This window comes from Glutamicibacter sp. AOP12-B1-11, assembly GCF_052379245.1.
Taxonomy (GTDB): Bacteria; Actinomycetota; Actinomycetes; order Actinomycetales; family Micrococcaceae; genus Glutamicibacter.
Map to the genome: position 1 here is coordinate 148,589 of NZ_JBQSYL010000006.1, position 11,651 is coordinate 160,239.

The following is an 11,651-nucleotide window of genomic DNA, read 5'->3' on the forward strand; positions in this document are numbered from 1 at the left end:
GAAGCGCTAATAACCTCCATTGATCAAGGAAGACAATGACATCTGAGCTCGAAATGAACTGGACGCTGGGAACCCCAGGCCTCCTTGGAGTAGCCGTGGCGGCCGTCGCGTTGCTGCTGCTGCTCATTATCCGATTCCGCGTCCACGCCTTCGTGGCGCTGGTGCTGACCAGCCTACTTACGGCCGTTGCCGCCGGTATTCCGGCAGGTTCGATCATCTCCACGATGACCAGCGGCTTCGGAAGCACCTTGGCCAGCGTGGCCCTCCTCGTGGGTCTGGGTGCAATGCTCGGACGGATGCTCGAAACCAGCGGTGGCGCCGAGGTGCTGACGAATTGGCTGATCGATAAATTCGGCGAGGACCGTGCGCCCCTGGCGCTCTCCGTCGCCTCGCTGCTGTTCGGCTTCCCGATCTTCTTCGACGCGGGCCTCGTGGTCATGCTGCCGATCATCTTCACCGTGGCGCGCCGGCTCGGCGGATCGCTGCTGTTCTACGGTATTCCCGCAGCGGCCGCATTCTCTGCCATGCACATCTTTGTACCCCCGCACCCGGGTCCGGTGGCGGCCTCCGGCCTGCTGGGCGCCAACGTGGGTCTTGTGCTCATCATGGGTCTGATTGTTGCGATTCCGGCCTGGTATATCGCCGGTCACCTGTTCGCCAAGTTTGTCGGCCGCAAGTTCGACATCCCGGTACCCGATATCCTGGGTGCCGCGTTGGGCAACGGCCAGGATAAGAACCACTTCAAATCCTCCCCATCGGTCGGAACCGTTTTCAGCCTCCTGCTGCTCCCGCTGGGCTTGATCTTCCTGAACACCGGGCTGAACATGCTCGGTTCCGCAGGCGTGGTTGATCCGGAAGCAACCTGGGTTCAGTGGTTGCGGCTGCTGGGTGAAACTCCAGTCGCGCTGATCATCACCGTCCTGCTCGGGATGTACCTGCTGGGATTCCGCAAGGGCAAGGACAAGACCCTGATCGAGACGATCGTCGATTCGGCACTCGGCCCGGTATGCTCGATCATCTTGATCACCGGTGCCGGTGGCATGTTCGGTGGCGTCCTGCGCGCCAGCGGAATCGGCGACGCCATTGCGTCCTCGCTGGAGAATGTCGGACTGCCGCTGATCGTTGCGGCCTTCCTGATTGCCGCCGTCGTCCGCGTGGCGCAGGGCTCGGCAACCGTTGCCTTGACCACCGCGGCTGCTATCGTCCAGCCCGCGGTGCTGGCCGACGCCTCGCTCAGCGCGCTGCAAGTAGTGTTGATGGTCCTTGCGCTGGCGGCCGGCTCGGTCATTGCCAGCCACGTCAACGACTCGGGCTTCTGGCTGATCTCCCGCTTCTTCCAAATGGACGTTCCCACCACCTTGCGGGTGTGGACCGTGAGCCAGACCCTGATCTCGCTCGTCGGTTTCGCCGTGGTCATGGTGCTCTATGCGATTGCCAGCATGTTCGCCTAGCCTCTTGGATATGTGGCGACAGCTTGCCTCCCGGAATCTGTGGATTCCGGGAGGCAAGCTGTTTAAGAATGCCGGGTAGTAGGTCGCCTGCCATCGGGCAGCTAAGTCCACCGCAGCCGTTACTTGCCGACTTTCGAGTACAGGGCGCGCACCGCGGCCCGTACTCCGGTGCTCAAGGTCGGTTCGAGCACCGGTGCGAAAAACGGTGAGTGGTTCGCCGGTGGGGTTCCGGCGGCCAGGGTCGCGGCGTCGTTTCCACCGAAATACCAGAACACGCTTGGCACGCCGATCGCCGCGCCAAGGGCTCCGAAATCCTCGCTTCCCATCACCGGTTGGCCCGGCAGGACCCGTTCCGCGCCGAATTCGGCGTGGAATGCTTCGGTGAGCCTCGCGGTTTCCGCCGGATCGTTGTAGAGCGGCGGGAAGTGCGAGATGTCCTCGATCAGTGGTTCCGGGGCACCGGAGGCGCCGGCTTCCATGGTGATTATGCGCCGGATCGAGCCAAGGACCGTCTCGCGGACCTTCGGGTCGAAGGTGCGCACGTTGAGGGTGAAGATCGCCCGGTCCGGAATCACGTTTTCCTTCAACCCCGCATGGAATGACCCGACGGTCACCACTGCGGCGGACTGCGGGGCCACCTGCCGCGAGACAATGGTCTGCAAGCGCATCACCATCGCCGCGCCGAGCACGATGGGGTCGATGGAATGCTCGGGCATCGAACCGTGCGAACCCTGGCCAAACACGGTGACCCGGAAGGAATCGGCGGTGGTCATCGCGGCGCCCTCCATGATGGTAATCGTTCCAGCCAGCCCGTTCATCACATGCTGCCCGTAGATCACCTCGGGTTTTGGGGCCTTGTCCCACAGGCCGTTGTCCACCATGGCCTTGGCTCCGGCGGCCGTTTCCTCACCGGGTTGCAGAATGAAAACGAGGGTACCGGCCCAATGCTCCGTTCCCTGCGCGTAAAGCTCGGCGGTCTTGAGCGCGGTGGCCATGTGGGTGTCGTGCCCGCAGGCATGCATCACCGGAACTTCGGTTCCGTCCTCCAAAACCCCGCTGGCATGGCTGGCATAATCCAAGCCGGTGTCCTCCAGGACGGGTAGCCCATCGGTGTCCGCGCGCAGGCCGATCACCGGCCCGGCCCCATTGCGCAGCACCCCCACCACCCCGGTGCCCCCGCAGCGGAACACCTCAAGACCAAGCGCCTCCAAACGCGCCGCGAGATACGCGGCGGTCTGCTGTTCCTGCATTGAAAGTTCGGGGCTGCCATGCAAATGCTTGTAGGTGTCGAGCAGATCGGCCGCCATGGCCTCGGTCATTTTCAGTGGCTGCGGGATGTTGCTCATCGGAGTTCCTGGTCCTTTCACAAGCAGGTGCGGCGGAACCACGCAGAACCGCCGCAGTGAATCGGCTCGTTGCTAATACACCGGACCCTCCGGCGGCACCTCGCCCTCGGAGTCTTCCGTGGACGGCAGGCTCTTGCGGTCGCGTAGCACCCAGGCCAGCACGGCCGTGGAGATCACGGCGATCGCGGTGGAGAACAGCGCCATCTTGGGGGAGAGCGGCGACAGTACGAAGACCACGATCAGCGAGACCACCAACGCGATCACCGCGGCGCGCGGGGACTTCTGGCTGACGATTGCCTGGATGAGAACCGCACCCATCACCGTGGGCAGGATGTAGACCTGGACGGTGTTCACGATATCGGCGGGAATCACGCTGACCAGCCAGGTGCCGAGCAGCCCGACGAAAATGAACAATGAGGTCAGGTGAACTGCGGCCGCACCACAGATGGCAGCGACCGAGGACAGCTCGCCCTTGCGGGTTCCGGGCCTCACCCCGATGGTCGACTGGGCGATCATGGCCGCGGGAAGCAGCTTATTGGAGATGTTGCCAATCATGAATGCCTGGTACATGGACGAGGCGCCGAGGATCGGGTAATAGGTCAGCGGTTCAACGACCCAGATCACGCCAAAAACCGCCGCTAGGGCGGCGAAGGCGGCGAGGACTCCGGCGAGTTCAATATCGAGCCCGGAGAAGAAGACCAGATAGGTTGGGGCCGCGAGGGAGAAAAAGAGGCCAATGATCATGGTGATCCGGCCCCAGCGCGAGGTGGTCTTGTCGAAGGTTCCGAGCGCCTCGTGGATTTCGGTGGAATTGCTCATGATGTGCTCCTTGAATCCGGTGTGGGCTAGGCACGCGTAGCGAGGTGCGTGATGGCCAATGACAAGATGATGGCGATGCCCAGTGCCCATTCTTTGATCCAGGGCCGGTCCACGCGTTTGGCGAGGAGCATCAGCAGGGTCATGATCACCGCCGAGGAACCGAAGGCGACCACATGGATCCAGGATTTGGGAAGCTCGCCGATGCCGAGCACCATAAAGGCGGCGACCATCGCGGCCCCCGGAACGTTCATCATGATGGCGGGGTTGACCTTGCGCAGCGCCGAATCACCGCGTTTGAGCAGCGGGGTGAGCACCAGTGTGGCGATCATCCACATGGCACCGCCAAGGCTCATGGCCGCAAGCGCCAGGCCGAAGACCGCTTGGGTATAGGTGGGGCCACCGAGTTCGGCGCCGGTGGAATTCACCGCGATGGCCGCGGCCGCGGTTTCATAGGATACCGATCCGATCAGACCAATGCGGACCAGCACGGCCGGGGTTCCGAAGACCGTGAGCAAGGCGACCGCCACCATGACTACTGCCAGCGACGGGCCCAAGGCGGAGATGGCGCCTGCATTAAAGCTTCTCTTGATCTCCGCCTGGCTCATTCCTATATGAGGCGCCGCGATTTTGGCGGCCTTCATGTAGATGATGCTCTGGAGCACGATGACCAAGAAAACGCCGACGGCGCAGGCCCAAAGCACCGGCGAATTGGCTACTGCGAGAATATCGGTGGAATTGTTGTCCACCACGGCTGGGAAGTGCATCAGCGGTCTACCCTTCGGCGCATGGTTCACGGCGGAAAGCGAGCGCCGTGTTGAACCAGTTTCATGCCCGATGCACAACTCAGGCACTTCTCGTCGGGGAACCGTTATGCCCGGTAACTGCGCCCCAAGGTTTCCGTACGCGGCGGGGCTCGGGGGTGAATGAGGCTGGCCGAAGTGAGCCCCACCGGTGTCCGAGCGTGCTCCGGGATTCACCGGCCACGAGTGTTCGGAAGACTATGCAATTGTTCGTGGCCTGTCGCCGCGTGCCACTAACCATACTTGACTTACGTCACATCGAAAACAGTTTTTTCGGGTGTTCTGCCACAGCTCGCAAGCGCAGAATAAATCTCTGACCAGCGATTAAAGGTGTCGGGCTCACTCGGGGGCGGGTCGTGGTCCGTGGTCGCGCGGCGCTATTTTTTCGTATTCGGATCGACGAATACGCGCGGTGCGCCATCCCACAGGCTGCAGATTTCGTTGTGCGTGCGGCGCATAATGCTTTCCATATTGCGCCGTGCGCCGAGCGCATCCACATGGGAGATGCTTTCGGCAACCGACTGGTGCCAGGCCAGGGCCTCCTCATGCGGGCGTTCGGGCATCAGGCCCAGTTCGGTGCGTCCGCGCAGGATCGCGGCAATGGGGGTGGCCAGATTCGCGAACATTTCATTGCCCGAGGCGGCGAGCACCAGGCAATGAAAGCGAATATCCAGTTCGAGGAAGCGACGCAAATCGCCCTGGCGTCCGTAATGATTCATTTGGGCCGAGATCAGCAGAAGCTCTTTGCGCATCGCTTCGGGGGCAAACTCTGCGGCTAATTCTGCGGCCATCGGCTCCACCGAGATGCGCAGTTCGGTCAGCGAGCGCAGCTGGGCGCCGCGTTGCTCGCTCGCCAGGCGCCAGCGGATGACCTGAGTGTCGTAAGGATTCCACTCTTCGGGCCCCAGAACCCTGATGCCTACGCGTTTGGTGCTGGTGACTAGGCCGCACTGCGCTAGAACGCGCACCGCTTCACGGATCACGGAACGGGAAACCTGGAGCTTTGCCTCCAGCTCGGCGGCCAGGATGATCGATCCGCGCGGGATCTGCCCGTTGACGATTCGGGAGCCGAGGTGCTCAACCACATGAGCGTGCAGACTAGTTGCCATGGCGTCAGTTTAGCCAATATCTGCTGGTCAAGATGCGCTGGCACAGCCGAGGCGAAAAATAAATATGCTTTAAAAAGCGTTCAGGTCTGGGAATCGATGGGTGCGCACGCGTAGAATAGAACCCGTCACATGGCCGTGATGGAGGCCGTGAGTTCCCGGTTTCCAAAAAACGGTACAACTCCCCGGTAACTGATGGAGACTTATTTTTATGCCTGCACAGATTGGTGTCACAGGTCTGGCCGTGATGGGCGCGAACCTCGCCCGCAACTTCGCCCGCAACGGATACACTGTCGCCCTGCACAACCGCTCGGTCGCCAAGACCGATGCCCTGCTAGAGGCGCACGGCGATGAAGGTGACTTCATCCGCACCGAATCGCTCGAAGAGCTGGTCGCGAATCTCGAGACCCCGCGCCGCGTGCTGATCATGGTGAAGGCCGGCGGTCCGGTTGATTCGGTCATCGATCAGCTGGTGCCACTGCTCGAAGAGGGCGACATCGTCATCGACGCCGGCAACTCGCACTACACCGACACCCGCCGCCGCGAAGCGGCACTGACCGAAAAGGGTCTGCACTTCGTTGGCGTTGGCGTCTCCGGCGGCGAAGAGGGCGCACTGCTCGGCCCATCGATCATGCCAGGCGGGTCGGCCCAGTCCTACAAGGCCCTGGGTCCGATGCTCGAGAAGATCGCGGCCAAGGCCGACGATGGCGCTCCATGCTGCGCATGGATCTCCACCGACGGTGCCGGCCACTTCGTGAAGATGGTGCACAACGGCATCGAGTACGCCGACATGCAGGTCATCGGCGAAGCATACGACCTGATGCGCAATGCCGCTGGCATCGAGCCGGCGAAGCAGGCAGAGATCTTCGCCGACTGGAACAAGGGCGAGCTCTCCAGCTTCCTGATCGAGATCACCGCAGAGGTCCTCGGCCACACCGATGCCGCCACCGGCAAGCCACTGGTTGATGTCATCCAGGACTCGGCAGGCCAGAAGGGCACCGGTCGCTGGACCGTGCAGTCCGGCCTGGATATGGGTTCGCCGGTTTCGGCCATCGCCGAATCGGTCTTCGCCCGTTCGCTGTCCTCGCAGCGCGAGATCCGCGCGGTGGGCCAGGAAGTCCTGGCGGCCAACACCACCGAGGTCACCCTGCCGGAGAACTTCATCGAGGATGTGCGCCAGGCGCTGTTCGCCTCGAAGCTCGTCTCCTACGCACAAGGCCTGGACATGCTCGCCTCGGCTGCTGGTGAGTACAACTGGGAACTGAAGATGGACGAGATCGCCGGGCTCTGGCGCGAAGGCTGCATCATTCGTGCCGCCCTGCTCAAGGACATCACCGCCGCCTACTCGGCAGATGAGAAGCCGGTCAACCTGCTCTTCGCTCCGGCCTTCGCCGAGGCAATCGCAAAGGCCGTGCCGGCTTGGCGCCGCGTGGTCTCGGTTGCAGTGCAGCTGGGTATCCCAGCGCCGCTGTTCTCCTCCTCGCTTGCCTACTACGATGGCCTGCGCCGCGACCGTTTGCCGGCAGCGCTGACCCAGGGGCTGCGCGACTACTTCGGCGCGCACACCTACCGACGCGTCGACAAGGAAGGCACCTTCCACACGCAGTGGAGCGGTGACCGCACCGAGGTCGAGGCAGTGGACACCCACTAGTCTTCACGCATCACGAGCACACCCGCAGATTCTTCTTAGAATCTGCGGGTGTGCTCGTTTAATCGGAGGTCAGTCGGCGAGCAGCAGTTCTGCCGTGGCCAGCAGCCGCACGGCCTCCTGGGGCGCTATGCGCACCAGGGCGAAAGATGCGACCACAAGGCCGGTGATCGCGGTGCTCAGCATGCCCGCGCGCTCCGCACTCGCCTCGGGCAGCGCGCTGGCCACGCCACGGAGTATCGCGGCCTGCAACTCGGCGCGGTATTCGCCGATGATGCGCGAAATCTTCGAGTCCTGGGCCAAAGGTGCGCTGGCGGTATTGATCAACAGGCAGCCATGCGCGGCGGGCAGGGATTCTGGGCGGGCAAAAACGGCGGCGAGCCCCTGCAGGTAGTCGGTGAGCGCCGAGGCCGGAACCTGGTCTGCGAGCAGCGGGAGCAGCCGAGGCCGCACGATTTCTTCGAGGTAGCTGACGACAGCCGCATCGAACAGGCCACGCTTGGAACCGAAGGAATTGTAGATACTCGAGCGGCTGAGTCCCGTGGCGGCTTCGAGCTCGGGCACCGAGGTAGCCTCGAAGCCCTTCGACCAGAAAACCGAGCGAGCATTTTCGATGACTTCCGCGCGGTCGAAAGCTAGTGTTCTTGCCATCACATACCTTTCCACTTTCGGTAACGACCATTCCAGTATATATTGAAATGGTCATTACAAAATAACTTGGGCCACTAAGCCCGTAGGGAGCCCTCCATCATGGTTATTATCGGACTCGTGCTTGGCGCGTTGGCAGCAATCATTCACGTCTACATCTTCTTGATGGAATCCGTGTGGTGGACCACCCCGCGAGCGCGCGCAATTTTTGGAACCAGCGAGGCGGAAGCGAAGGCCACCAAGGAACTGGCCTTCAATCAAGGCTTCTACAACCTGTTCCTCGGAATCGCGGTTTTGCTCGGTGTGGTGCTTTTCCTCATGGGCCAGCCGGTGATCGCAGCCACCTTGGTGCTCACCGGTGCCGGTTCCATGGTGCTTGCCGCCACGGTACTGCTGATCTCCAGTCCGGACAAGGCCTCCGCGGCGCTGAAGCAGGGAGTGCTGCCGCTCCTCGCGGTGATCTTCATGATCCTCGGTCTGGCCCTCTAGGTTATTTCCGTACCCGACAACCGCCCCCAGAAAGGTACTCATCAGGATGAGCGAATTTACCAGTACGCAGATCCAGCTAGCTAGCCGTCCCACCGGCTGGCCAACTGCCGAAAACTTCAACGTCACCACCAGCGCCTTCGGGCCGCTGCGTGCCGGCCAGGTGCGAGTACGCAACGAATTCCTATCCGTTGACCCATATATGCGCGGACGAATGAGCGACGCGCGTTCCTACGTTGCGCCCTACGGGATTGGCGAACGGATCACGGGAGGCGCGATCGGCCGCGTCGTCGAGTCCGCAGCCGAAGAGCTGCCGGTCGGAACGGTGGTGCTCCACCAGCACGGCTGGTCCGATACCGTCCAGGAAGAAGCCTCCAGCTTCAGCCAGGTTCCCGAGATTCCGGGCATGCCCCTGTCATTGCGCCTGCATATCCTTGGGATGACCGGGTTGACCGCCTATGTTGGCCTGACCGAGATTGCCTCGTTGAAGGCCGGGGAGACGGTCTTCATTTCCGGCGCCGCAGGTGCCGTGGGTACCGCGGCCGGACAGATCGCCAAGCTGCTCGGAGCCAAGCGGGTCATCGGTTCTGCCGGCAGCGCCGAGAAGGTCGAATTGCTCACCAGCAAGTATGGCTACGACGCGGCGTTCAACTACAAGGACGGCGATGTGCGCGGCCAGCTGGCCGCCGCCGCTCCCGAGGGAATCGACGTGTTCTTCGACAACGTCGGAGGCGAGCATCTCGAAGCGGCGCTAGCTTCCTTCAACGACGGTGGACGCGCCGCACTGTGCGGGGCGATCTCCGGATACAACACCACCGAAAAAGCCGCCGGCCCGGACAATATGGCCAACCTGATCACCCGCGGGCTCAAGCTGCAGGGCTTCACCCTCTCCAGCTACCTGCACCTGTCCGGAGAATTCGGGCAGCAAATGGGGGATTGGTTCGGCGCGGGCAAGATCGCCTACGACGAGACCATCGTCGACGGCATCGAGCACACCGTGGATGCGTTCCTGGACATGATGCGCGGCGCCAACACCGGCAAGATGCTGGTGCGGATCTAGCCGCCAGCACCATGAAGTGAGTGCCACTGGGCTCTGCAATGACTTTGCAGAGCCCAGTTGCGCTCCTGCTGTCTCCCGTCGCTGCCAGAGTGCATTGAGAATTTTGCCGACCAAGACCATGCGTGATTCGGTGAGCCAATCCGCGGGCCTGGGGATTCAACCATGCTTGGTGAGGCGAAATTCGCAGGCTTCGGAACTTGGCCGGTCACCGCTCGCCCCGATCGGTGCAAATTGCGGGCGTGCATAAAAAACTCGATTCTCGCAGGCCACCTTGCGGATCCCGGTGCGCATCGCAACGGCGGCCGCGGAAAGCCGAGAAAGTATCTGGCTCCTACCCCTAGGAGAGCGCCGGAGTGAAGCGTAGAGTGGAAATAGACCGACCGGTCTAATTTGATGCAGTATTTCTTCAAGGGAGAAGAATCATGCGTGTGGCAAGGGGCGATGTCGAAGTCAGGATGGAAATTCCCGGCGCGGTAATCCGTCAGCGCAAGGGATTCGGCGACGGGAGCGGATTCGAGTCCATCAGCGGTGAATACTTCACCCTCGCCGCGGGCGTGGACACCACCGCGTTGTTCGAGGGACTGGAAGGCGATCTGTGCCAATGCCCGCATTGGGGTTACGTGCTGCAAGGCAGGATCACCACCACGGATTCCCTGGGCGCTCAGGAAACGGTCGACGCCCATGATCTCTTCTACTGGCCGTCGGGCCATAACGTGCGCGTCGATGCAGATGCCCAAATCGTCATGTTCAGTCCGGAGCAGCCGCACAGCGAGGTTATCGACCATATGATCAAGAAAGTCGGTGGCTAACCCCTCGTGGACGCACCGTCTGGTCAAATGCACCATCCGACCAAGCAGCTCTTGCTCGATGCGGGGATGCCGATGCTGCTGAAGCAGGGCTACAACGATCTGGGGATCCAGGCATTGCTCGCGGCCACCGGCACCCCGAAGGGCTCCTTCTACCATCATTTCCGGGACAAGGAAGATTTTGCGCTCCAAGTCATCGGGCAGTACATGCGCGGGGTGCACGACGGTCTCGATACATGCCTGACCGATGAGTATCTTGCTCCGCTGGACCGGGTGCGGGCATTCTTCGAGCTGACCCAGCAGAGCTACCGCGAGGAGGGCTATCTGGGCTGTCTCCTGGGAGGTCTGGGCCAGGAACTCTCTGGGGTCAGCGAGGTGTTCCGGCGCAAGATCGATGGGTGCCTGACCCAGATTGCCGAACGCATCGCGGCCTGCCTCCAGCTGGCTATCGAACGCGGCGAGGTTGCGGCCGGGGCCGACCCCCGAATCATGGCGACTCTCTTGGTGGATTGTTGGGAAGGCGCCGCGCTTCGCAGCCGGCTTCGGGGGAATGCCCAGCCGCTGAACGAAATGCTGGACTTCTACTTCACCTCGGCCGTCGGCCGCGGTACGTCGAAGCCCTGACATGAAGAGTGCCGGAGCATCGCGCGTCCGAGCACTCGCTATTGAAACCGACGCTAGCCGCGCGCTGGCGATCGCGCTCCAATCCGAGCCGGCTTGTTGGGCCCTGGCGGATCATGCTGCGCGGCGCCAACACCGGTAAGATGCTGGTCCGCATTTAATTGTCCTGGCCAGCCACAAGGAGTGCCCATCGGGTTAGGATCGGATCATGTATGGATTGGATTCGACCTCCGGGGCGGTAGCGGAGCTGCTGCTGCTCGCCCCGCTGCTCGCCGTCCTGGTGGCCGCGGTGGGTGCTTTTGTGGCGCTGAGGGCCCTGCGCTTCCGGACAAAAATCAAAAGCGCCGAGCAATGGTGGGTGCGCGTGGAAAACGCCGTCAACCATTGCCTGGCCGACAGCACCGTTGAGCAGAACCTGGGCACCACCATGCTTGCGCACCTCCAGGGCCAGGGCGAGCTGCCCGATGGCCTGGACGCGGAGCAGCGCCGCGAGTGGGAGCGGCTGAGCAGATTGCGCTGGAAGGTGCAGCCCGAGGATCTGGCGATGATCCACGACATGGTCAAGGATCTGGCGCTGAGCAAGTCGCGGCGCTTTAGCTCCATGGGAATACGCTTGAATCCGGAGCTGCGCCCCGAGCACGAGACCATGATGCGCCAAGCGCAGCTGGCGCTCAGGATCGACCAGAAGCTGGGGCGCGACAGCGACCCGGAGATCTTGAAGATCTTCACCAGCGAATAGCTAGGGCCGAAGGCTCAGCTGCCGGGCATGGAATGCGAAATGCCGGCTGGGGTAGGCGTAGATCTCGGATAGCGTCATCGATCGGGAGAAAAACGGGTCCCAGCGCTCCGGGAAATCCGCC

General features: G+C 62.4%; 12 protein-coding genes. 7 read left to right on the top strand and 5 right to left on the bottom strand.

The features are described from left to right. Positions 1-35 precede the first annotated feature (35 nt). Entirely contained in the window at positions 36-1,451 is a 1,416-nt protein-coding gene (locus tag ACT3UQ_RS05330) for a GntP family permease (protein WP_105552042.1), read from the top strand. A 119-nt stretch (positions 1,452-1,570) separates the two neighbouring features. Here ACT3UQ_RS05330 and ACT3UQ_RS05335 read toward each other — a convergent pair whose 3' ends face one another. The 4 genes from ACT3UQ_RS05335 to ACT3UQ_RS05350 all read right to left on the bottom strand — a co-directional run bounded on the left by ACT3UQ_RS05335 (position 1,571) and on the right by ACT3UQ_RS05350 (position 5,525). Then, positions 1,571-2,797 (bottom strand): amidohydrolase, encoded by a 1,227-nt coding sequence (locus tag ACT3UQ_RS05335; protein WP_444636621.1) that lies wholly within the window; start codon positions 2,795-2,797, stop codon positions 1,571-1,573. Between the two features lie 72 nt (positions 2,798-2,869). Beyond that, on the bottom strand, positions 2,870-3,616 hold the full coding sequence (locus ACT3UQ_RS05340; protein ID WP_096286980.1) for a hypothetical protein: 747 nt from the start codon (positions 3,614-3,616) through the stop codon (positions 2,870-2,872). Positions 3,617-3,642: 26 nt separating this feature from the next. Then, positions 3,643-4,380 carry a DUF5058 family protein gene (locus ACT3UQ_RS05345; RefSeq protein WP_444636622.1) on the bottom strand — a complete coding sequence of 246 codons (738 nt, stop codon included), beginning with the start codon at positions 4,378-4,380 and terminating at the stop codon, positions 3,643-3,645. Positions 4,381-4,793: 413 nt separating this feature from the next. Further along, entirely contained in the window at positions 4,794-5,525 is a 732-nt protein-coding gene (locus tag ACT3UQ_RS05350) for a FadR/GntR family transcriptional regulator (RefSeq protein ID WP_096286976.1), read from the bottom strand. Between the two features lie 208 nt (positions 5,526-5,733). On the opposite strand from ACT3UQ_RS05350, the gene gndA reads away from it, so the two are divergent. After that, positions 5,734-7,173, top strand: a complete 1,440-nt coding sequence (gene gndA / locus ACT3UQ_RS05355; RefSeq protein WP_444636623.1) for an NADP-dependent phosphogluconate dehydrogenase — start codon at positions 5,734-5,736, stop codon at positions 7,171-7,173. A gap of 69 nt (positions 7,174-7,242) precedes the next feature. On the opposite strand, the gene ACT3UQ_RS05360 is transcribed toward gndA, so the two are convergent. Continuing rightward, positions 7,243-7,821, bottom strand: a complete 579-nt coding sequence (locus tag ACT3UQ_RS05360) for a TetR/AcrR family transcriptional regulator (protein WP_096286972.1) — start codon at positions 7,819-7,821, stop codon at positions 7,243-7,245. A 99-nt stretch (positions 7,822-7,920) separates the two neighbouring features. On the opposite strand from ACT3UQ_RS05360, the gene ACT3UQ_RS05365 reads away from it, so the two are divergent. From ACT3UQ_RS05365 to ACT3UQ_RS05385, 5 genes are all read left to right on the top strand, one after another. After that, positions 7,921-8,307 (top strand): DUF1304 domain-containing protein, encoded by a 387-nt coding sequence (locus tag ACT3UQ_RS05365; protein ID WP_105569117.1) that lies wholly within the window; start codon positions 7,921-7,923, stop codon positions 8,305-8,307. Positions 8,308-8,353: 46 nt separating this feature from the next. Beyond that, positions 8,354-9,364 (top strand): NADP-dependent oxidoreductase, encoded by a 1,011-nt coding sequence (locus ACT3UQ_RS05370; RefSeq protein ID WP_105569116.1) that lies wholly within the window; start codon positions 8,354-8,356, stop codon positions 9,362-9,364. Positions 9,365-9,786: 422 nt separating this feature from the next. Continuing rightward, complete coding sequence (locus tag ACT3UQ_RS05375; protein ID WP_444636624.1) at positions 9,787-10,173, top strand: hypothetical protein; 387 nt, start codon at positions 9,787-9,789, stop codon at positions 10,171-10,173. A gap of 27 nt (positions 10,174-10,200) precedes the next feature. Beyond that, positions 10,201-10,794, top strand: a complete 594-nt coding sequence (locus ACT3UQ_RS05380) for a TetR family transcriptional regulator C-terminal domain-containing protein (protein WP_444636625.1) — start codon at positions 10,201-10,203, stop codon at positions 10,792-10,794. Between the two features lie 205 nt (positions 10,795-10,999). Continuing rightward, the gene (locus ACT3UQ_RS05385) at positions 11,000-11,530 is read left to right on the top strand and encodes a hypothetical protein (protein WP_105552049.1); all 531 of its coding nucleotides are present in this window, start codon (positions 11,000-11,002) and stop codon (positions 11,528-11,530) included. Positions 11,531-11,651: the final 121 nt, after the last annotated feature.